Annotated in this window: 18 protein-coding genes; 3 read left to right on the top strand and 15 right to left on the bottom strand. The window is 74.1% G+C overall.

The window, feature by feature from the left end; genetic code table 11:
- Window positions 1-248 precede the first annotated feature (248 nt).
- Window positions 249-665, top strand: a complete 417-nt coding sequence (locus ACFT41_RS13525) for a helix-turn-helix transcriptional regulator (protein WP_377583007.1) — start codon at window positions 249-251, stop codon at window positions 663-665.
- Window positions 666-710: 45 nt separating this feature from the next.
- Here ACFT41_RS13525 and ACFT41_RS13520 read toward each other — a convergent pair whose 3' ends face one another.
- From ACFT41_RS13520 to ACFT41_RS13485, 8 genes are all read right to left on the bottom strand, one after another.
- Window positions 711-1,667: a hypothetical protein gene (locus ACFT41_RS13520; protein WP_377583009.1), complete on the bottom strand. Its 957-nt coding sequence runs from the start codon at window positions 1,665-1,667 to the stop codon at window positions 711-713.
- 147 nt (window positions 1,668-1,814) lie between these two features.
- Window positions 1,815-3,980 (bottom strand): DEAD/DEAH box helicase, encoded by a 2,166-nt coding sequence (locus ACFT41_RS13515; RefSeq protein WP_377583011.1) that lies wholly within the window; start codon window positions 3,978-3,980, stop codon window positions 1,815-1,817.
- 38 nt (window positions 3,981-4,018) lie between these two features.
- Complete coding sequence (locus tag ACFT41_RS13510) at window positions 4,019-5,134, bottom strand: branched-chain amino acid ABC transporter permease (protein ID WP_377583013.1); 1,116 nt, start codon at window positions 5,132-5,134, stop codon at window positions 4,019-4,021.
- Window positions 5,131-6,021 carry a branched-chain amino acid ABC transporter permease gene (locus ACFT41_RS13505; RefSeq protein ID WP_377583015.1) on the bottom strand — a complete coding sequence of 297 codons (891 nt, stop codon included), beginning with the start codon at window positions 6,019-6,021 and terminating at the stop codon, window positions 5,131-5,133. Before ACFT41_RS13505 ends, ACFT41_RS13510 begins: the two co-directional genes overlap by 4 nt.
- Window positions 6,018-6,749 (bottom strand): ABC transporter ATP-binding protein, encoded by a 732-nt coding sequence (locus ACFT41_RS13500; protein WP_377583017.1) that lies wholly within the window; start codon window positions 6,747-6,749, stop codon window positions 6,018-6,020. The genes ACFT41_RS13505 and ACFT41_RS13500 overlap by 4 nt, the downstream gene beginning before the upstream one ends.
- Window positions 6,746-7,489, bottom strand: coding sequence for an ABC transporter ATP-binding protein (locus tag ACFT41_RS13495; protein WP_377583019.1), 744 nt, complete (start codon window positions 7,487-7,489; stop codon window positions 6,746-6,748). The genes ACFT41_RS13500 and ACFT41_RS13495 overlap by 4 nt, the downstream gene beginning before the upstream one ends.
- A 3-nt stretch (window positions 7,490-7,492) precedes the next feature.
- Complete coding sequence (locus tag ACFT41_RS13490) at window positions 7,493-8,698, bottom strand: substrate-binding domain-containing protein (RefSeq protein WP_377583021.1); 1,206 nt, start codon at window positions 8,696-8,698, stop codon at window positions 7,493-7,495.
- Between the two features lie 647 nt (window positions 8,699-9,345).
- Window positions 9,346-10,470: a glycerophosphodiester phosphodiesterase gene (locus ACFT41_RS13485; RefSeq protein WP_377583023.1), complete on the bottom strand. Its 1,125-nt coding sequence runs from the start codon at window positions 10,468-10,470 to the stop codon at window positions 9,346-9,348.
- 105 nt (window positions 10,471-10,575) lie between these two features.
- On the opposite strand from ACFT41_RS13485, the gene ACFT41_RS13480 reads away from it, so the two are divergent.
- A complete protein-coding gene (locus tag ACFT41_RS13480; RefSeq protein WP_377583025.1) occupies window positions 10,576-11,910 on the top strand; it encodes a TrkH family potassium uptake protein in 1,335 nt (444 codons plus the stop codon).
- A gap of 25 nt (window positions 11,911-11,935) precedes the next feature.
- Entirely contained in the window at window positions 11,936-12,568 is a 633-nt protein-coding gene (locus tag ACFT41_RS13475; RefSeq protein ID WP_377583079.1) for a potassium channel family protein, read from the top strand.
- Window positions 12,569-12,574: 6 nt separating this feature from the next.
- Here the strand turns inward: ACFT41_RS13475 and ACFT41_RS13470 are convergent, their stop codons facing one another.
- The 7 genes from ACFT41_RS13470 to ACFT41_RS13440 form a co-directional block, all read right to left on the bottom strand.
- Window positions 12,575-14,287, bottom strand: a complete 1,713-nt coding sequence (locus ACFT41_RS13470; RefSeq protein WP_377583027.1) for a protein kinase — start codon at window positions 14,285-14,287, stop codon at window positions 12,575-12,577.
- Window positions 14,288-14,357: 70 nt separating this feature from the next.
- Window positions 14,358-15,941: a fused MFS/spermidine synthase gene (locus tag ACFT41_RS13465; protein ID WP_377583029.1), complete on the bottom strand. Its 1,584-nt coding sequence runs from the start codon at window positions 15,939-15,941 to the stop codon at window positions 14,358-14,360.
- Between the two features lie 36 nt (window positions 15,942-15,977).
- Window positions 15,978-16,991, bottom strand: coding sequence for a coiled-coil domain-containing protein (locus tag ACFT41_RS13460; RefSeq protein WP_377583031.1), 1,014 nt, complete (start codon window positions 16,989-16,991; stop codon window positions 15,978-15,980).
- A gap of 144 nt (window positions 16,992-17,135) precedes the next feature.
- Entirely contained in the window at window positions 17,136-17,999 is an 864-nt protein-coding gene (locus tag ACFT41_RS13455; RefSeq protein ID WP_377583033.1) for an inositol monophosphatase family protein, read from the bottom strand.
- Window positions 17,992-18,444 (bottom strand): response regulator, encoded by a 453-nt coding sequence (locus tag ACFT41_RS13450; RefSeq protein WP_377583035.1) that lies wholly within the window; start codon window positions 18,442-18,444, stop codon window positions 17,992-17,994. Before ACFT41_RS13450 ends, ACFT41_RS13455 begins: the two co-directional genes overlap by 8 nt.
- Window positions 18,441-20,168 carry an ATP-binding protein gene (locus ACFT41_RS13445; RefSeq protein ID WP_377583037.1) on the bottom strand — a complete coding sequence of 576 codons (1,728 nt, stop codon included), beginning with the start codon at window positions 20,166-20,168 and terminating at the stop codon, window positions 18,441-18,443. Before ACFT41_RS13445 ends, ACFT41_RS13450 begins: the two co-directional genes overlap by 4 nt.
- Window positions 20,165-21,373 carry a PP2C family protein-serine/threonine phosphatase gene (locus ACFT41_RS13440; RefSeq protein ID WP_377583039.1) on the bottom strand — a complete coding sequence of 403 codons (1,209 nt, stop codon included), beginning with the start codon at window positions 21,371-21,373 and terminating at the stop codon, window positions 20,165-20,167. Before ACFT41_RS13440 ends, ACFT41_RS13445 begins: the two co-directional genes overlap by 4 nt.
- Window positions 21,374-21,717 lie beyond the last annotated feature (344 nt).

Here is a 21,717-nt window from a genome sequence, read left to right as displayed (position 1 = left end):
CCACGCCGACCAGCGTCGTGGTGACCGCGCCCGTGGCGGCCAGGACGTGCGCTCCGAGTGGCCGATATCCTTCCTATGGGAACGTTCCCACTCGGCGGGAAAGAACATGAGGGATATTCGCAGGTAGCTGCCCCGGGACGGCACCGAACGGGACGAAGGGTGCGAGCGGGCGCTTGCTTCCGCCGCCGGTGGTACTACCCTCAGGGAGCACCGTCCGGTGCTCCGCCCCGAAGGAAGACCGCGCAGGGATGGCTTCGCCAGAGGTTTCGCCGCAGATGGCGTTCGCGCGTTTCGTGCGACGTGCCATCGACGACGCCCGCGAGGAGCGGGGCTGGACCGTCAGCGACCTGGCGTCACACACCGGGGTGGGCCGGTCCACCGTCTTCCGCTGGCTCGCCGGCGACTGGCAGGACTACCCCGAGCTGGCAAAGGTGCGCGGCTTCTGCGCTGCGCTCGACCTGCCCGTGACGGCGGCCTTCCGGGCCCTCGGGCTGCCCGACTCCGGCCCCGTCCCGCGGCGACGCGGCGACGAGGCACCGGTCGAGGCCGACGTCCGGGTCATCCTCCAACGGCTGGCCGACCCGGCCGTGCCGGCCGAGGAGAAGCACCACATCCGCGACCTGCTCCGCTACCTGGCCCGCCGCCCGGTCCGCCGCGCCGGCTGACCGCCCCCATCCCTGGTCCGCCGCCAGGGGTCGGCAGTGGTGTGGTCAGGGCACCGTCAGGGTGAACTCGGCCGTCCGCACCACGCCGGCCACCTGGAAGTCCAGGTAGAGCCGGTAGCGACCCGGCCCCGGCGCGGTCACCTGGAAGCTGACCCCCGCCGCGGCCGGCCCCGCCTCCGGGTGCACGTGCAGATACCCCAGGTCACCCTCGCGCAACGCCACCAGGTGCCCGTACGCGCCCAGGTAGCGCTCCAGCGTCGCGGCCGATCCGTCGGCGGCGCGCACCTCGAACCGCAGGGGCCGGGTGACGCCGACCCCTGGCTCGCCGGACCAGCTCACCGCGAAGCCGTCCACGGTGGCGGTGCGGACCGCCGCCGGCAACGGCCGGGGAGCATACTCCCCCGGGACGGCCAGGTCGGTGCCCAGCGTCCGGGCGCTCTGCCCACCGTCGTCGGTGACCAGCGTGAAGTCGGCGTACGCCCGCCAGACGCCCGGCTGCGGCAGGGTCAGCGGGACCGTCCAGGTGCCGTCCGTCGCCATCGTCGGGTGCAGGTGCTGGTACCCGGTGAGGTCGCGGCGCACCACGATCAGGTGCATCGGCTTGTCGTGCACGACCGCGAACCGGGTCACCGGCCGCCCCTGGGCGTCCCGGATCTGGAACCGGAACTCGCCGGCCCGCCCGGCGGCGAGATCGGCCGACAGCGGAGCCAGCGTCCAGCCTCCGGAGCTGACCGCGAGGCCGCCGACGCCCGTCGTGTCGCCCCCGTCGGCGAGGCCGCCGTGGTCGTGCGCCCCGGTGCCCGGCGCATGGGTGTGGTCCGCGCCGGCCGGGGTCAGCGCGTAGCCGCCGGCCGCCGGGGGCGGGTTGAGCCGTCCGAGGCCGAACCCGAGCAGCACCGCGAGCACCAGCCCGCCGACGACCAGCGCGAGCCGCAGCGTGCCCCGGTCGACCAGCACCCCGGGCTGCTGCGGCTCCCCGCCGTCGGGAAGCTGATCGGTCATGCGCCCACGCTACCGCCGGGCCCCGCCCGACCTGGTCAGCGACCGCGCGGCGTGGCACTGCTCGCAATCCGCCCCGCCCGGGAACTTCGCAAGGAAGGCCCCTGTCAACGCATTTTGTTGTACAAGGGTCCCCTCCTTGCACTCGGGTCAGCTGGCGACGGCCAGCGCCAGGGGGAGCACGTCGGATGCGCCGGCCCGGCGCAGCAACCGGGCCACCATGGCCAGCGTCCAGCCCGTGTCGACCAGGTCGTCGACCAGCAGCACCGGGCCGTCCAGCCCCGCGAACGCACCGGCCAGCGGGTCGGGCACGGCGAAGGCGTCGTGCAGCGCGCGTATCCGCTGGGCGCTGTTGCCGCGCGGCCCGTCCGGGCCGGCGGGCCCGGCGGGGGCCACCTGGCCGAGCAGCGGCAGCCGGCCCACCGCGGCGATCCGCTCCGCGAGCGAGCCGACCAGCTCCGGCCGCCGCCGGGAGCCGACCGCCACCACGCCGACCGGGCGGCGCGGCCACGGGTCGTCGCCGTGCGCCCACGCCTTCAACACCTCGACGACCGCACCGGCCACGTCGTCGGGGACCGGCCGGTCCGCCGCGCCGGGGCCGACCAGCTCGCGCAGCCGACCGCCCCAGCCCAGGTCCGACAGCCGCCCCACGGCCCGACCGGTCAGGGCCTGCTCCGCCGGGGGAATCCGGCCCTTCAGGGGTACGCCCACCGCCTCCAGCCCGGTCGGCCACAGCTTCTTCGGCGCGATCTCCACGCCGGGGCGGCCGAGGAAGCCCTCCGCGCCGCCCAGCGCCGGCCCGGACACCTCGGCGGTGAACAGCGGGCCGGCACACCGGTCGCACCGGCCGCAGTCGCCGGCCCCGACGTCGTCGAGGCACTCCCGCAGGTACCGCATCCGGCAGCCGGGGGTGGTCGCGTACTCCCGCATGGCCTGCTGCTCGGCGGTGCGCGCCTGGGCGACGCGGCGCAACCGGGCCTCGTCGTAGACCCAGGGCTCGCCGGTGGCGAGCCAACCGCCGCGCACCCGGCGGACCGCGCCGTCCACGTCGAGCACCTTGAGCATCAGTTCGAGGCGGGCCCGGCGCAGGTCCACGATCGGTTCGAGGGCCTGGGTGGACAGCGGCCGGTCGGTGCGCAGGGCGGCCAGCACGGCGCGCACCTGCTCCTCGGGCGGGAACGCGAGCGAGGCGAAGTATCGCCAGATCGCGGCGTCCTCGGGGCCGGGCAGCAGCAGCACCTCGGCGTGCTCGACGGCGCGGCCGGCGCGGCCGACCTGCTGGTAGTACGCGATCGGCGACGGCGGCGCGCCGAGGTGCACCACGAAGCCGAGGTCGGGCTTGTCGAAGCCCATGCCCAGCGCGCTCGTCGCGACCAGCGCCTTGATCTTGTTGTCGAGCAGGTCCTGCTCGGCGGCCCGCCGGTCGGCGTCCTCGACCTGCCCCGTGTACGAGGCGACCGGGTACCCCCGGGAGCGCAGGAACTCGGCCGTCTCCCCGGCCGCCGCCACGGTCAGCGTGTAGACGATCCCGGAGCCGGGCAGCCGGTCCAGGTGGTCGGCGAGCCAGCCGAGCCGGTGCGCGGGGCTGGGCAGGTCGAGCACCCCCAGGCGCAGCGACTCCCGGTCCAGGGTGCCGCGCAGCACGAGGGCGTCGCCGAGCTGCTCGGCGACGTCGGCGGTGACCCGGGCGTTCGCGGTGGCCGTGGTGGCGAGCACCGGCGTACGCTCCGGCAGGTTGGTGAGGAACGTGCGCAGCCGCCGGTAGTCGGGCCGGAAGTCGTGCCCCCAGTCGGAGACGCAGTGCGCCTCGTCGACCACCAGCAGCCCGGTGGTCGCGGCCAGCCTCGGCAGCACGGTGTCCCGGAAGTCCGGGTTGTTGAGCCGCTCCGGGCTGATCAGCAGGACGTCGACCGTGCCGTCGTGGATCTCGGCGGTGATCGCGTCCCACTCGTCGAGGTTGGCCGAGTTGATGGTGCGGGCCCGGATGCCGGCGCGGGCGGCGGCCTCGACCTGGTTGCGCATGAGCGCCAGCAGCGGCGACACGATCACCGTCGGCCCGGCACCGACGGCTTCGGAGTCGGCGGGACCGGCGAGCGGGCTCTCGCCGTCGTGGTCGCGCAACAGGGCGGTGGCCACGAAGTAGACCGCCGACTTGCCCCACCCGGTGCGCTGCACGCAGAGCACCCGACGCCGGTCGACCACCAGCGCCTCGATGGCCCGCCACTGATCCTCCCGCAGCCGGGCGTGCTCGCCGGCCAGCCGACGCAGCACCGCCTCGGCCCGCTCCCGTACCGCCACCCGCCCCGCCTGATCCATTCCCCATTCCTACCAGCCCCCGCTCCCCCGCCTGTCGATCAAGGGGTGCGGCGGGCGGGGAGGTGGCGGGTCAGCGGGCCGAGGCGGGAGCGGAGGCTGGCCAGGCCACCGGGGAAGAAGTAGACGGCCAGGATGAAGACCGTGCCGAGGACGAACAGGGGCTGGGACAGGGGGCGGCTCAGGAACGCCGGCAGGGCCTCCACCGCGTCGCTGCTGCCGAACGCGGTGAGCCGGTGGTCCAGGTACATGTAGCCGACGCCGCCCAGCACCGGGCCCCAGCGGGTGCCGGGACCACCGAGCACCACCATCACCAGCAGCGACAGGGTCAGCTCGCTGGAGGTGATGTGCGGCGACGCGCCGCCGACGATCAGGCAGTAGACGACTCCCCCGCCCGCCGCGAGCCCGCCGGCCAGGGTGAACGCGACCAGCTTGAACCGGTACGGGTCGAGCCCGAGCACCCCGATCCGCCGCTCGTCGTCGCGCAGGCCGGCGAGCACCCGCCCGGTCGGCGACCCGGACACCCGGTGCACCACGAAGACCACCACGGTCAGGTACGCCAGCGCCAGCCAGTACAGGTTGACGGTGTTGGCCACCCCGACCAGCCCGGCGGGCAGCCCGGACACGTCCAGCGGCAGCCCCTCCTCGCCGCCGGTCAGCCCGCCGAAGTCCCGGGCCACCAGGATCGCCCCGACCTGCGCGAAGGCGAGGGTGACCATGGCGAACGCGATCCCGGCGGTACGCAGCGCCACCGCGCCGAGCAGCCCGGCGAGGATCGTCCCGCCGGTGACGGTGAGCAGCGCGGCCTGCCACAGCGGCAGCCCGGCCCGGGTGACCAGGACGTCGGTGCCGTACACCCCGGCGGCGAAGTAGAGGGCGTGCCCGAAGGAGAGCATCCCGGTGCGGCCGAACAGCAGGTCGTAGCCGGCGGCGAGGCCACCGAAGACGAGGCAGACGGCGAGCAGTTGCAGGGTGCCGGGCGAGTTCAGCGGCCCCTCGAAGATCCCGGGCAGTTCCACCGTCGAGTACGGCAGGACCGCCGCCACGGCCAGCGCCACCAGCGGCAGGTACGGCCGCAGCCCATGCCAGCCCCGCCGGTGCGGGGTCAGCTCGTCCGGCACCCGCGCCGGGGGTGCCTCGACCATCGAGTCGGTCATGCGTGAGCCACCTTTCCGGCGATGCCCTGGGGGCGCAGCAGCAGCACCACGGCCAGCAGCGCGACGACGCACAGGTCGCCGACGCCGGACGCGCCGTAGTAGTTGACGAACTGTTGCAGCAGGCCGACGGCGACGGCCGCGTACGCGGAGCCGACGACGGAGCCCATGCCACCGATCACCACCACGATGAACGCGAAGATCAGCAGTGAGCCGCCCTGGCCGGGCGAGACGGTGCCGAAGTAGACGCCGCCGAGCGCGCCGGCCAGCGCGGCGGCGGCCCCGCCGATCGCGAAGACCAGGGTGAACGCCTTGCGCACGTCGATGCCCAGCGCGGTGACCATCTCCCGGTTCTCCACGCCGGCCCGGATGATCAGCCCGTACCGGGTCCAGCGCAGGAATGCCAGCAACGCGCCCAGCACCGCCGCCGCGGCGACGATCAGCAGCAACCCGCCGTTGGGCACCTGCGCGCCGAGGATCCCGGTGACCTGCCGCGACCACTCGGGGCGGGGGAACGGCCGGGCGTCCGCGCCCCAGGTGGCCTGGAGCAGCGCCACCCCGGCCAGCGACAGGCCGACGGTGACGAGCACCTGCTCGATGGTGCGCGAGTACAGCGGCCGGATCAGCACCAGCTCGACGAGCACCGCGACGAGCGTGCCGGCGGCCACCCCGAAGGCGACGGCGAGCACGAAGCCGAGGCCCTCTCCGCCGGCCCCGGGCAGGTTGCCCGCCGCCCACCACGTCCCGTACGCGCCGACGCCGAGGAACAGCCCGTGGGCGAAGTTGAGCACGTCGGCGAGGCCGAAGACCAGCGACAGCCCGGACGCGACCAGGAAGTAGAGCGCGGCCAGGCCGAGCCCGGTCAGCGTCAGCAGCACGATGGTGTTCACGCCCGCACCTCCGGAGTGCCCACGCCGAGCAGGGAGCGGGTCAGCTCCGCCGAGCCCAGCAACTCGCCCGCGCCGCCGGCCCAGGCGACCCGACCGGCGGAGAGCACCACCGCGTCGGCGGCGAGCCGGCGCACCACGGCGAGGTTCTGCTCGACCAGCAGCACCGGCACCGTCTCCGCGACGCGTTCCAGCACCTCGGCCACCTCGGTCACCACCTTCGGCGCCAACCCCTTGGTCGGCTCGTCGACCAGCAGCAGCCGGTTGTCGTTGAGCAGCACCCGGCCGATGGCGAGCATCTGCTGCTGCCCGCCGGAGAGCGAGCCGGCCCGTTGCCGTCCGCGCCGGTCCAGCTCCGGGAAGAGCGCGAAGACCCGGTCGTACGCCGGATTGCTGCCCCGCCGCTCGGCGAGCCGCAGGTTCTCGGCGACGGTGAGCCCGGCGAACACGTCGCGGTCCTCCGGCACGTAGCCGAGCCCGGCGCGGACCAGCCGGTGGGTGGGGCGGTCGAGCAGGTCCCGCCCGCCCATCCGCACGGTGCCGCGCGCCTCGCCGCCCCGGGGCGTGAGGCCCAGGACGGCGCGCAGGGTGGTGGTCTTGCCGACGCCGTTGCGCCCGAGCAGCACGGTCACGCCGGTCGGCGCGACGGTGAACGACACCCCCTGGAGGATGTGCAGCCCGGCGATGCGCACCGACAGGTCCTCGACGGTCAGGACGGGTTCGGCGGTCACAACGCCTCCCCCAGGTACGCCTCCTGGACGGTGGCGTCGGCCATCACGGTCTCCGGGGTGTCGCAGGCCAGCAGCGCGCCGTGGTGCATCACGGCGATCCGGTCGGCCAGTTCGAGGATCACGTCCATGTGGTGCTCCACCATGAGCACGGCCCGGCCGCTGTCGCCGGTCAGCGACCGGATCACCGCGACCAGTTCGGGCACGTCCTCGGCGCTGACGCCGGCCATCGGCTCGTCGAGCAGCATCACCCGGGGTTCCCCGGCGAGCAGCAGGGCGATCTCCAGCTTGCGCTTCTCGCCGTGGGCGAGGGTGCCGGCGAGCGCCGTACCCCGGTGGTGCAGGCCGACCCGGTCGAGCGCCGCGTCGGCGGCGGCGGCCACCCCCCGGTCGGCCGCCGCCCGCCGCCACAGCTTCATCGAGCCACCCCGGTGCGCCTGTACGGCGAGCCGCACGTTCTCCCGCACGGTCAGCGAGCCGAAGACCGAGGACGACTGGAAGGTACGCCCCAGCCCGCGCCGGGCCCGCCGGTGCGGCGGGAGGGCGGTGACGTCCTCGCCGTCCAGCAGCACCTGGCCCCCGGTCGGCGGGCGCAGGCCGGTGATCAGGTTGAACAGGGAGGTCTTGCCGGCGCCGTTCGGCCCGATCACGCCGAGGAACTCACCGGGTGCCAGGTCGAGGTGCACGCCGTCGACGATGGCTACCTCACCGATCCGCCAGGTCAGGGCGCGGGTGGCGAGCACGGGTCAGCCCTTCATCTGGCCGACCGGCGGCGCGGTCTCGTCGCCGGTCAGGCTCTTCTGGGCCGTCGCCGTGTACGCGCTGCCGCTGCCGGCCAGCTTGGCCTGGAACATCGGCTGGAGCAGGGCGTGGTCCTCGGCGCGGATCGTCATGGTGCCCTTGACGCCCTCGAAGCTCCAGCCCTCCAGACCGGCGATCATCTTGTCCACGTCGTCGCCGCCCTGCTCGACCGCGCGCACGACCATCTGCGCGGCGGCGAAGCCGTCGGGGTGGAAAAGGTCGAGGGTGCCGCCGGGGATCTTCGCCTTGGCGGCCTTCGCGGCCTCGGTGTCGGCGGCCCCGTCGAACCAGTGCGACAGGAAGGAGATCTTGGCACCGGCCGCGCCGAACGTGGGCCAGGACGCGCGGATGTCCAGGCCGGTCACGACCGTGGTCGAGGAGAGCACGCCCTGCTGGTCGAGGGTCTGCCACATGGCGGGGGCGGTGGTGCCCGCCCAGGCGACGAAGAGCAGGTCGGGCTTCGCAGACTTGATCTGGCTGGCGAACGGGGTGAACTCGGTGGCGCTGGCCGGCGCGCGGACGCTGCTCACGGTGGCCCCGGCGCCGCCGATGACGGCCTTCACGGCGGCCTCGTTGGCGTCGCCGAACGCGCCGTCCTGGGCGAACACGACGACCTTCTTGCCGGTCGGGTCGCCGATGAACGACTTCGCGGTCACCACGTCCTGGTAGGACTGTCGCCCCGAGCGGAACGTGTACCGGTTCGCCCCGGTCACGGCGTCGGTGGCGGCCGGGCCGGAGATGAACAGCACCTTGTTCTGGGCGGCGATCGGGGCCACCTGGAGGGCCACGCCCGACGACGTCGAACCAGCGATGATCTTCGTGCCCTTGCCGATCAGGTCCTTGGCCGCCGACACCGCCTTCGCCGGGTCGCCCGCGTCGTCGACCTCGGTGACCTCGATGGTCCGGTCGCCGACCTTGCCGGTGCCCCTGGTGGCGAAGTCGAGGCCCGCCCGGAACCCCTCGATGTACTGCTTGCCGTAGCTGGCCAGCGCTCCCGACTGGGAGTAGACCAGGCCGACCTTGACCGGGGCGGCACCGTCACCGCCGCCGGAGGCGGTGTCCTGCGGGCTGCCGCAGGCCGTGGCGGCGAGCGCCGCGGCCATCATCGTGGCGGCGGAGAGGAACACCCGCCGCGTCGTCCGGACCGTCATTGCGACTCCACGTGAGGACTCGGAGGAAGTTAACGTCATGTGTCGGATCACGCTAGAAGTGACGTCACCCACGAGCCATGTGGCGGAAACACACAAGTAACGGTGAAGGGGTGGCCCACCCGGACAGTCACCCCGCTGGGGTGGGGCCACCCCGCGCGTGCGGTGGGCCGCGTACCCACCGGTCAACCCGCCCGTGTGTCGCCGCCCGCCACCGCCGCCGGCCGTCGAGCAACCGGTCGCAGAAGACCCGATGCTGTACGCCGCACCCCGTCGCGGTGCTGCCCGACGGTCAGAGGCTGCCGCTTCCGTCCACTCGCGCTCCCGCTGCTGCACGACTGCAACCCGATCATCGGGCACTCCGGTCGGGGCGCCTATGTCGCCGAGCGCGGAGGTCCTTCCGACCAGGGGCGGTAGGTCAGCGAGCCACCTTTGGAGCTGCCCCGCCCGTGCGCCCACCCCCGTGCCCAGCCCCGGGTCCGGCCCGCGATGATCGACTCCATGTCGGGCAGATGGGCCCATCCGGCCCCGCTGACACCCCCACCTGCCCGACATGGCGGGCGGTACGCCCGCCCAGCGCAGCGCGGCCCGCCACCCCGAACAGCAGTGGCGGGCCGCGCCCAGGCCCCCCCCCCGGGCAGGTGGGTGGGTCAGTGGCGGGGCAGGCCGGCGCGGGCGGCGACGGCGGTGTCCGGCTGGTCGGCGAAGACGCCGTCCAGGCCGAGGCCGTAGAACAGCTCGTACTCGGCGGTGATGTCGCCGCGGGCGTTCGGGTCGGCGCCGATGCGGAAGTCGGCCGGGAGGAACTGGTTCTCGGCCCGGAACGTCCACGCGTGCACGACCAGCTTCAGCCGGTGGGCGTCCCTGATCAGGGTGGTGGGGGCGAGCAGCTTGCCGGCGGCGTCCCGGGGGACGACGAGGTTCTTGTTCGCGCCGACGCCGTCGGCGTACCCGGCGATCCACTTGAGGCCGGCGGCGGTGGCCAGGTCGGCGTAGGTGCGCGGGTCACCGGCGAGGGTGAAGTCGTAGGGACGGCCCGACGCGTCGAGCAGCTGGGCCAGCTTGACGTCGGTCAGCTTGTTCAGCTTGCGCAGGTTGGCCGTCTCGAACGACTGGATGATCACCGGGTCGTTGCGGTGGGTGAGCTTGTTCGCCTTGAGCACGGCGACGAGGCGCTCCTCCAGGGGCAGCCCGATCGAGGCGAAGTAGCTGGGGTGCTTGGTCTCGGGGTACACGCCGATCGTGCGGCCCCGGGCCTTGCTCTCGGTGCGGGCCAGGTCGATGACCTCCTGGAGGGTGGGCACCGGGAGCTTGCCGTCGAACGCGGTGTTGGCGACCCGCACCTGGGGCAGCCGCTCCTTGGCCCGCAGCGTCCTCAGCTCGGCGAGGGTGAAGTCCTCGGTGAACCAGCCGGTCACCGGCACCCCGTCGATGGTCTTGGTGGCCTTGCGGGCGGCGAACTCGGGGTGGGCCGCCACGTCGGTCGTACCGGAGATCTCGTTCTCGTGCCGGGCGACGAGCTGGCCGTCCTTCGTCGGGACCAGGTCCGGCTCGATGTAGTCGGCGCCCTGCCGGATCGCCAGCCGGTAGGCCTCCAGGGTGTGCTCGGGCCGGTAGCCGCTCGCGCCCCGGTGGCCGATGACGAGCGGCCGGTCGGCGGCCCGGGACCGGTCCGAGGCGGTCTCCGGGCCAGCCGAGGCGGCCACTGCCGGCACCGCCACGGCCGCCGCGAGCAGCGCGCCGGCCAGGCCAAGTGCGGAAAGGGTACGTCGCAACGCCGTCTCCTGTCGTCGAGGGATCGCGCTCAGCAGACCGGGGTCGACTGACGGGCAGATGGCCGTTTCGGCACCGGCGGTCGGCCGGGAACGGAAGATTGTCTGGTGCACCGGTTTCTCCGTCGCCCCGTCCGGCTGGTGCCGTTCGGCTTCCTGGCGGCGATCCTGCTCGGCACCGTCGCGTTGATGCTGCCGGCCGCGACCAGCGAGCACCGGTTCACCCCGTTCACCACGGCGCTCTTCACCGCCACCTCGGCGGTCTCCGTCACCGGCCTGTCCGTGGTCGACACCCCGACATACTGGAACGGGTTCGGGCTGGTGATGATCACCGTGCTGACCCAGGTCGGCGGGTTCGGCATCCTCAGCGGCGCGACCCTGGTGGTGCTCGTGGTCGCCCGGCAGCTCGGGCTGCGCAACCGGCTGCTGGTGCAGGCCGAGACCGCCGAGTTCGGCATCGGCGACGTACGCGGCCTGCTGCTGCGCATCGCGGCGACCGTCGTCGGCTGCGAGCTGGTGATGACCGCCGTGCTCGCCGGCCGGTTCTGGCTCGGCTACGACTATCCGCCGGGCCGGGCCCTCTGGTACGGCGTCTTCCACGCCGTGCAGGGGTTCAACAACGGCGGCTTCGCGCTCTTCTCCGACAGCCTGGTCGGGTTCGCCCGGGACCCGTGGATCTGCCTGCCGCTCGCGTTCGGCGCGATCGTCGGCGGGCTGGGCTTCCCCGCGCTGTTCGAGGCGTCCCGGGAGTGGCGGAGCCCTGGTCGCTGGGCGATCGCCACCAAGCTCACCGTGTGGGGCAGCGCGGTGCTGCTGGTCGTCGGCTTCCTCGGCCTGCTCGCCGCCGAGTGGCCCGACCCGCGCACCATCGGCGGGTACGACGTCGCCGGCAAGATGCTGGCCACCTTCACCCAGAGCTCACTGGTACGCACCGGCGGGTTCGCCACCCTCGACACGGCGGGGCTGGACGAGGAGAGCGTCCCGCTGCTGGTGGCGCTGATGTTCATCGGCGGCGGCAGCGCCAGCACGGCGGGCGGCATCAAGGTCGCCACGTTCTTCCTGCTCGGCTTCGCCATCTGGGCGGAGCTGCGCGGCGAGCCGGACGTCACGGTGGGCCGGCGACGGGTGTCCACGGCGAGCCTGCGGCAGGCCCTGACCGTCGCCCTGCTCAGCGTCGCGCTGGTGGTCGGCGGCACGGTCGTGCTGCTGCTGCTCACGGAGGGGCTGGCCTACCACCGGGCGCTGTTCGAGGTGACCTCGGCGTTCAGCACCACCGGCCTGTCCACGGGCGTCGCGCCGACCGTCGCCGAGCCGGGCCAGCTCGTGCTGACCGTGCTGATGTACGTCGGCCGGGTCGGGCCGCTCACCCTCGGGTCGGCCATCGCGTTGAACACCCGACGACGGCTGTACCGCTACCCGGAGGAGCAACCCATTGTCGGCTAGGAACAGGGACGACGGGGGCGTCGCGGTGATCGGGCTGGGCCGGTTCGGCAGCCACCTGGCCACCTCGCTGACCCAGCTCGGCCACGAGGTGCTGGCCATCGACCGCAACGGCGAGCGGGTGCAGCGCTGGTCGCCGTACCTGGACCGGGTCGTGCAGGCCGACGCGACCGAGGAGGGGGCGCTGCGGCAGCTCGGCGTGACGGACTTCCCGCGCGTGGTCGTGGCGATCGGCGCGTCGGTGGAGGCGAGCGTGCTGACCGTCCTCGCGCTGGCCGAGCTGGGCGTGCCGCAGATCTGGGCGCGGGCCACCTCGGAGAAGCACGCGAAGATCCTCGGCTCGGTCGGCGCCCAGCACGTGACCTTCCCGGAGGCGGAGACCGGGGAGCGGGTGGCGCACCTGATCGTCAGCAAGCTGCTGGACTTCATCGAGTTCGGCGACGACTTCGCCATCGCCAAGGTGCGGGTGCCGGACGCGCTGGTCGGTCGTCCGCTGCGCGAGCTGGCCCCGGCGGACCGCTACGGGGTGATGGTGGTCGGGGCGAAGCTGCCCGGCGAGCGGTTCCGGTACGCCGACCCGGGCACCGTCCTCGCCCCGGGTAGCGTGCTGATCGTGGAGGGGAGCATCGCCCAGGTGCAGCGCTTCGCCGAACTGAGCTGAGCTGAGCTATCTTCCCTTGCCCTTGCCACCCTTGCCGGGCTTGTCCGGCTGGGCTTTGGCGCCGCCGCCCGAGCCGCTGTCCGCACCGCCGCTGTCCGCACCGCCGTTGTCCGCGCTGCCGCCGCCCGCGCTGCCGGCCAACGAGCCGGCCTTCGCGACCGTGGCCTTCTTCGTGGTGGGCTTCGCCGGGGCCTTCGTCGGCTTGGTCCTCGGCTTGGTGGTCGGCTTGGTGGTCGACACCGTCCCGGCGACGCCGGAGACGCGTACGAGGCACTCGGCGTCGCCGAGGCGGAACTCCAACGGCAGCGGGTTCGTGCCGGTGTACCGGCCGGTCAGGGCGACCTTCCGGGCCGTGCCGGGGGCCAGCGCGGGCTGCCCGGCGGCGGGGCGCACCTCGACCGTGCGGCCCTGCTGGCGTACGGCCGGGTCGGTCTTCGTCACGGTCTGCTGGCCGGGGAAGGCGAAGCTCATCGTCCAGTCGCGCAGCTCCCGCTCGGAGGTGTTGGTGAGGGTCAACTCGGCGGTGAAGTCCTTCCCGGAGTCCTTGCGCAGCGCGTAGTCGACGGCGCAGGGCGGCGGCCCGGTCAGCCCCATCCGGGCCTCGGTGGGCCGGTCGATGCCGCCGCTGGCCGGGCTGCGGGACGTCACCCCCCACATCGTCGCGGTCACCGCGACCAGGCCGGCCGCCGCCACCCCCGCCTCGACCCGACGCCGCCGCGCCACCGCCCGCCGGCTGCGGGTGCGGCTGGGGAAGGGCAGCGCGCCGGTCTCCGTCGACCAGGGCAGGATCGTGGTGCCGGCGTTGGCGAGCACGGCCGGGTCGAGCCGTGCCGGGTCGCCCGCGCCCGGGGCGGCCGGCGCCGGCACCGACACCGTGGCGAGCATCCCGGCCGCCCCGGCGAGGGTGCGGGCGACCTCGGCGGTGGCCGGGCGGTCATCGGGGCGCTTGGCCAGGCAACGGCGCACCAGCTCGGCCACCCCGGCGGGCAGCCCCGGCACGTCGGGCATCGGCTCGGGCTCGGCGTACATGTGGGCGCGCAGCAGCTGGGTGGTGGTGCTCGCCTCCCAGGGCAGCCGGCCGGTGAGCATCCGGTACAGCAGCAGGCCGAGGGCGTACACGTCGGTGGCCGGGGAGACCTGGCCGTTGTCCAGCCGCTCCGGGGCCAGGTAGGCGGGGGTGCCGAGCAGCGTGCCCTCCGCGCCCTTCTCGCTCTCCCCGGCCAGCGCCGAAATGCCGAAGTCGACGACCTTCACGCCGGTGGAGGTGAGCATGACGTTGCCCGGGGTCACGTCGCGGTGCACCACCCCCCTGGCGTGCGCGGTGGCCAGCGCCGAGGTGACCTCCACGCCGATGGTCACGGCCTCCCGCCAGGGCAGCGTCCCGTCCCGGCCGAGCCGGGCGCTGAGCGGTCCGCCGTCGACCAGCTCCATGACGACGTACGGGACGGTGAGCCCGCCCTGCTCGGACTCGCCGTAGTCGTACACGTTGGTGATGTTGGGGTGGCAGAGCCGGGCGGCGGCCTGGGCCTCGGCGCGGAGCCGGTGCCGGAACGCCCGGTCGCTGGCCAGCCGGGAGGCGAGCACCTTCACCGCGACCTGTCGGCCCAGCACCTCGTCGTAGCCGCGCCACACGACGGACATGCCGCCCGCGCCGAGCTGCTCGACGAGCCGGTAGCGCTCGCCGAGCAGCTGCGCGCCGTTACGGACCGCTCCACCCATGGTCGGAGGTGTTGCCCGACCTTCGCCGTCCTAACCCCCGAGGGTCGGATTCGGTCAGGGTTTCACCCGATCAGGCGGTCGCGAGCAGTTGGTCCACGGGGGCGTAGTCGTCGGTGAGCACCAGCGCGTCCCCGACGAAGGAGGTCAGCACGTCGCCGGAGAGCACGATCGCCGCCTCGGGCAGGGCGTTGATCCGCTGCGCGAGCGGGGCCAGCGGCAGCGGCGCGTCGGAGGCGACGACGAGGAAGTTCGCGCCGGTCCGGCCGGCGACCGCGTCGGGCGGGGCGACCAGCGCGACGTGCCGGAACGCGGCGGCGACGGTGGCCACCTCGCTGCGGACGAACCGGCCGGGCGGGTAGTCGATGACGTTCTGCACGTAGATCCCGCCCGGACGCAGCACCCGGTTGATCTCGACGGCCATCTCCCGGGTGGCCAGGTGCCACGGCACCACGAGGTGCCCGAACGCGTCCCCGACCACCAGGTCCCGGCTGTCGGCGGCCTCCGCGCCGAGCAGCACCCGGGCGTCGCCGACCTCGGCCCGCAGGCCGGGGCCGGTGCGCACGCCCAGCTCGCGGCGGTCCAGCTCGACGAGGCCGCCGTCGATCTCGAAGACCGCGTTGTCGGTGCCCGGCCGGGTGGCGGTCAGGTAACCCGGCACGGTGAACCCGCCGCCGCCCAGGTGCAGGGCGTCCAGCCGCCGCCCGGCGGGGGCGGCCACGTCGGCCGCCGCGCCGATCCACTGGGTGTACGCGTACTCCAGGTGGGTGGGGTCGGCCAGGTCGACGTACGAGTGCTGGGCGGAGTTGAGCAGCAGCGTCCGCCCCGACGGCCGGGCGGGGTCGGTCTCCACCGACGCGCAGTGGTATGCCGTCTCCACGTCGCACGGGTTCGGGGCGACCGTGGTGAGCCCCGCCCCGGCCAGCCCGAGCACCGCGAGGACGGCCTTCGTCCGGCCCGGACCGGGCAGCCCCGTCCGGCCCCCGCCCGGACCGGGCAGCCCCACGCGCCCCTGCCGGTGCAGGTACGCGCCAAGCCCCAGCCCGGTGCCGCCGAGCAGCACGGCGAGGGCCAACAGGATGAGGCTGCTGGGCAGGGCGGCGACGAGCACGAAGCCGGTCAGCAGGGTCGCCGTGATGCCGCCCAGCGTGCCGATGCCGGAGAGCCGGCCGACGACCTGCCCGGTGCGGCGCAGATCGGCGAGTTGGAGCTTCACCACGAGCGGGGTGACCGCCGCGAGCAGCGCCGCCGGCACGAACACGGCGAGCGCGGTGAGCAGCAGCACGGCGCTGGCCGCCCCGCCGCGCAGCACCTCGCCCGCGTACCGGACGACGGGGAGGGTGACGGCGGTGGCGATGCCGGCCAGCACCAGCGCCGGGGCGATCAGGGCGCGCGGGTCCCGCCGGTCGGCCAGCCAGCCGCCGGTCCACGCCCCGTACGCGATCGCGCCGAGCGCGATGCCGATGACCGAGCTGGTCACCTCAAGGGTGACCCCGACGTACGGGCCGACGAGGCGCAGCGACACGGTCTCCAGCACGAGCACCGCCCCGCTGGAGAAGAAGACCAGGAACGCGGCGAGACCGCCCGGCAGGGCGCGGGCGGGGGGCGGCGCGGGCCGCGCCTGCGCCACGGCGGCGGGCGACGATGAGCTGCTCACCGTCGCGATGGTACGCAGCGAAGCTGGCCCCCCGGGTCAGTACATCGAGAGATGAACATGGTTCGTGTGGTCGGCGGCGGGGCTGCCGCTGCCGCTGTACGCCCGCCACCCGGTGTTCGGCATCCAGATCTGCCGGTACCAGATCACGTAGAGCACCCCGAGCCGGCTGGCGTTGTTCTTGAAGTAGTTGGCCAGGCTGTCGCCGTACGCCTTGTCCCCGCCCGTGGCCGTCTCGTCCTTGAAGCCGCTGGTGGCGGCGGAGAAGTCGCAGGCCCGCCCCTTGGGGTGCTCGCCGCTGCCGCCGCTGCGGTAGCAGGAGACGTACCGCTTGTAGCCCGCGGCCTTGGCCTGCTGGAGGGCGTGCAGGGTGCGCGGGGTGATGCAGCCGGAGGTGGTCGGGTCGTTGACCGAGCAGGACTCGGACGGCCAGCTGCCGTCGGAGTTGCGCGGGGCCGGCTTGGCCGAGGCGGAGCCGCCACCGAACCCGGAGCCGCTGCCGGAGCTGACCGCCGCGAGGGCGCTCTCGGCCTCCCGCTTCTTCTTGGCCAGCGCCGCGAGCTGCTTCTGCTGCTCCCGGACCTCGGCGTCAATGGCGACCTTCGCCCGGTTCGCCTCCTCCCGGGTCTCGATCATCTCGCGCAGCCGGCGGCTGTCCCGCTGGGCCATCACGTCCAGCTCGCCGGCGCGTTGCAGGAACGCCTCCGGGGAGACCGACTGGATGAGCAGCGCCGGCGCGGTCATCCGCCCCAGCCGGTACGACTGCGCGGCCACCTCGCCGACCTGCGCGGTCAGCCCCGCCAGCCGGGACTCGACGGTCTTGAGCTGGGTGGTGAGCAACTGCTGCCGGCGCTTGGAGTTGTCCAGCTTCGCCTTGGCCTCGATGTGCCCCTTCGCAGCGGACTCCAGCGCCTCGCGGAGCTTCTTCGTGCCGCCCTCGTTGGGTTCGGCAGCGGCGGGCACGGCGCCGACGCCGAGCAGCAGCGCCACGGCGACGAGCAGCACGGTCAGCGGCCTCCGGCCGCGACGCCGGATGAGGCTGGTCCTGGGCACGGCGGCGTCCCTTCCCTCGACCACCGGCTCCCGGTGGTGCGCGGCGGCCCCGCCGGCGCCGGGCGGCGGCCCGCTGGCGGAGACCGCCGGTCAGGATACCGGACCGGGCGGCGGCGAGCGGCCCGCCGGTTGCTCCCATGGATGTCAGCCGAGGATCAGCGCCTCGCGGGCCTCGGCCCACACCCGCTCGTTCACGGCGACCAGCAGCCCTGGCGCGTCGTCGGCGGGGTGATAGTCGCTGCCGTCGAACCGGCGGGCCACGCCGCCCGCCTCGCGGACCAGCAGCGCCCCGGGGGCGTGGTCCCACGGCAGGGTACGCCAGAAGAGCACGAACTCCTGGGTGCCGACGAGCACGTCCAGGTATTCCCGACCGGCGCAGTGCTGGCCGGGCAGCAGCTCGCCGATGCGCTCCCCGCCGGCCTCGGCGCGCCGCCGCAGCTTCGGCGGCAGGAACTGGGTCATCGCGGTGCCGCGCAGCGCGCCGAGCGGTGGCACCCCGTCGGCGGCGCGCACCGGCTCGCCGTTCACGGTCGTCCCGGCGCCCGCGCGGGCGATGGCGAGCGTCCCGGCGAGCGGGTCGAGCACCCACGCGCCGACCTGTTCCCCGCCGGTCAGCAGCGCCACCATCAGGGCGAACGGGCGCTTCCCGGCGGCGAAGTTGGCGGTGCCGTCGACCGGGTCGACCAGCCAGACGTCCCCGCCGCCGTCTCGGCCGCCGCGCAGGTGCCCGCCGCCGTCGTACCCGCCGCCGCGCAGGTGGCCGAGCAGGGCCGGATCGTCGGCGACGGCCTCCTCGCCGACCACCACGGAGCCGGGGCGCAGCCGGAGCAGCCCGGCGCTGATCAGCTCCTCGGCCCGCTGGTCGGCGACCGTGACCAGCTCGCCGGGGGCCTTCTCCGTCACGTCGGCGTCGTCCAGCCGCTGGAACAGGGGCAGCACGACGTCCGCCGCCGCGCGGTGCAGCAGCTCGGCGACGTCGTCGGCCAGGGTGTCGGTGAGGTCAGCCACGCGGCGGCAACTTCACCACGCTGACGAAGAACTCGTCGATCTCCCGGACCACCGCGATGAACCGCTCGAGGTCGACCGGCTTCGTGACGTACGCGTTCGCGTGCAGCTGGTAGCTGCGCAGGATGTCCTCGTCGGCCTGGGAGGTGGTCAGCACCACCACCGGGATGCGGCAGAGCTGCTCGTCCTGCTTTATCTCCTCCAGCACCTCCCGGCCGTCCCGGCGGGGCAGGTTCAGGTCGAGCAGGACCAGGTCCGGCGTCACCGCGTCCGCGTACCTGCCCTCCCGGCGCAGGTAGGCCAAAGCCTCCGCGCCGTCGGAGACGACGGTCAACCGGTTGCGGAGCTTGTGCTCCTCGAACGCCTCCTGGGTCATCAGCACGTCGCCCGGGTCGTCCTCGACCAGCAGGACCTCGATCGGGCTCTTGCCGTCCTCGGGCGCGGTCATCCCACCGCCTCCTTCGTGCCGTCGCTGTCCGGGGTCCCGCCGGCCGCTGCCGCCTCGCCCGCTGCCGTCGCCTCGCCGGTCGCCGGCCCGTCGGCCGCCGCCTCGCCGTACACAGCCTCGCCGCCCGCAGCCTCGCCGGCGGCCGGTTGCTCGGCGGCCCGCGCCGCAGCCGCCACGTCCTCGGGCAACGCCGGGAGGGTGAACCGGATCGCGGTGCCCTCGGCCGTGTCGGTGTCCACCCAGACCCGGCCGCCGTGGTATTCGACGATCTTCTTCACGATCGCCAGCCCGATGCCGGTGCCCGGGTACGCGTCCTTGGAGTGCAGCCGCTGGAAGATCACGAAGATCTTGTCCGCGAACTCCGGCTCGATCCCGATGCCGTTGTCCTGGCAGCTGATCTCCCACTCGTCGCCCACCAGCCGCGCCCAGACGTGCACCTTCGGCGGCGCGTCCGGGCGGCGGAACTTGATCGAGTTGCTGACCAGATTGGCCAACAGGTTGGTCAGCAGCGGCTCCTCGCCGCGGATCGTCGGCAGATCGTCCCAGGTCAGCTCGCCGTCGGCGTACTGCCGGGCGGCCTCGGTCTGCCCCGCCACGTCGCCCATCACCTTGTTGAGGTCGACCTCCGTGAAACCGGTGGTGAGCCGGCCGATCCGGGAGAACGCCAGCAGGTCGTTGATGAGCCGCTGCATCCGCTGCGCGCCGTCCACGGCGAACGCGATGTACTGGTCGGCGCGCTCGTCGAGCTGCCCCGCGTACCGGCGCTGGAGGAGCTGGCAGAAGCTGGCCACCTTGCGCAGCGGCTCCTGCAGGTCGTGCGAGGCGACGTACGCGAACTGCTCCAGGTCCCGGTTTGAGCGGACCAGCTCCTCGGCCTGCTTCTGGAGCTGGCTGTTGACCCACTCGATGCGCTCCCGGGCCTGGCGGACCTCGGCCAGGTCCTCGGCGATCTTCTGGCGCATCGCGTCCACGTCGTCGGCGAGCCGCAGGAACTCCGGCGGGCCGGACCCGGCGATGCGGTGCTGGAAGTCGCCCTTGACCACCTCGCGGATCTGCTCGGCAAGGCCCGTCAGCGGCCGGACCACCATCCGCTCCAGCGAGATCAGCAGCACCGCGCCGGCCACCGCCACCACCAGCGCCGCCCCGATCAGCAGCAGCACCAGCATGCTGCTCGTGCGGTAGATGCTGTCGGCGCCCCTCTCACGCTCGGCGAGGATGCCCTCCTGGAGCTGGCTCACCGAGTTGCGGATGACGTCGAAGCGCTGCCGGGAGTCCTCCGTGATCAGCGCCCGCCCGGCGGCGGTGCCCTGCTCCTCGGTGGTCCGGATCACCGGCTCGGCGACCGTGCTGCGCCACCGCGCCGCCTCCGCCTCGACCGTGTCGAGCTGGCGGGCCAGCTCCGGATGGGGGCCGATCAGGTCGCGCATGCCCCGGTAGAGCTGCTGCTCGCGCTCGCCGCCCTGCACGTACGGTTCGAGGTCGCGGCGGTCGCCGGTCAGCGCGTACCCCCGGATCGCGGTCTCCTGGTCGACCAGCACGCTCAGCAGCTCCTGCGACTGGGCGCGCAGCGGGCCCGTGCGGTCGAGCACCGAGTGCGTGTAGTCGCGGTTCTTGGCGGCCACGGCGATCTCGACCGCCACCGACGCGCCCAGCAGCACGCCCACGACGGTGAGCAGCGCGACGACCCGGCGGCGCAGGGTCCAGCCGGCGGTCCGTGCCGTCACCGGCCACCGCCCCGGGTGACCAGGAGCATGGCGACGTCGTCGGCGAGCGGGCCCCCGTTGAGCTGCTCGGCCCGCCCGACCAGCCACGCCGGCAGCTCGGCCAGCGGCACGGCCAGATTGTCCCGGTCGCCGAGCAGCCCGGTGAGGCCGGGGACGTCGAGCCGTTCGTCGCCGTCGCCGACGCGCCCCTCGATCAGGCCGTCGGTGTACATCAACAGGGACCAGTCATCGACGTCGAACTCCAGGTCGAAGGCCACGGGCCGGCGGGGGCGGACGCCCAGCAGCAGGCCGCCCGGCGCCGGCACGGGCGCGACCTTACCGCCGGACAGCAGCAGCGGCGGCGGATGCCCCGCAAGGCGCACCGTGGCGGCGTTGCCGGCCAGGTCGAGCCGGGCGGTGGCCACGGTGGCGAAGATCTCCTGGAGCCGGCGCTCGCTCATCAGCACCTGCTCCAGGGCCGGCAGCACCTCGTCGTCGGGCACCCCGGCCAGCACCAGCGCCCGCCAGGCCACCCGCAGCTCCACCCCGAGCGCCGCCTCGTCCACGCCGTGCCCGCAGACGTCGCCGACGATCAGGTCGACCCGGTCGGGGCGGGTCTGCACCACGTCGTAGAAGTCGCCGCCGATCAGCGCCGCGTGCCGGCCGGGCCGATAGAAGGTGTGCACCGCGACCTGGTCGGTCGACATCAGCGGCTGGGGCAGCAGGCCGCGTTCCAGCCGGGCCGACTCGGCCTGGCGCAGCTCCACCTCGCGCAGCCGCCGCGCGTTGACGTCGGCCCGCTTGCGCTCCACCGCGTAGCGCAGCGCCCGGGTCAGCAGCACGCCGTCGACCTGGCCCTTGACCAGGTAGTCCTGCGCGCCCTCGGCGACCGCGACGATGCCCAGGTGCTCGTCGGAGCGCCCGGTCAGCACGCAGACCGCCGCGCCGCTGGACATCTCCAGCACCTGACGTAGCCCGTCCAGCCCCTGCGCGTCGGGCAGGCCCAGGTCGAGCAGGACGCAGTCGACGCCCACCACCCGCCGCCGGGCCTCGCTCAGGCTGGTGGCGACCAGCAGGTCGATCATCGAGTTGGTCTCGGCGAGCAGCTCGCCGACCAGGAAGGCGTCGCCCTCGTCGTCCTCGACCAGCAGCACCCGCAGCCGCTCACCGGGCGGCAGCACCGGGTGGTGCCCCAGACCGCCCCCGACCGGGAACGCCCGGGGCACGACGGAGGAACCGGCAGGGCCGGCCCCCCGAGGCAGCCGGGTCACCGCACCGGGACGCGGGAGATCGCTGGCGATGTCGCGCTCCTTCCGAGTGCCCTGCTGATCCTGTATTAGACAACGCTCCCACACAACACGACGGGTCTGGCACGGGCGGGACGCCACCGGTCACGACCCTGCGGCGGACAAAGGGGACAAGTGCCCCGCGGTGGAGTCCCGCCTGCCCCCCGGGGAGCCCTCCCCACCCCCTGGGGAGTCCCGCTGCGGGCCCCGGCGGTGCAGGATGGTGCCCACCCTGGCCCCACCCTGGCGTCGGGGCCCGCCCCGCCCCACCCCCGAGGAGTCCC

This window comes from Micromonospora sp. NPDC057141 (assembly GCF_042670805.1).
Lineage (GTDB): Bacteria > Actinomycetota > Actinomycetes > Mycobacteriales > Micromonosporaceae > Micromonospora.
The sequence above is the reverse complement of the archived record's forward strand: the minus strand, read 5'-3'. Positions and strand labels throughout refer to the sequence as shown.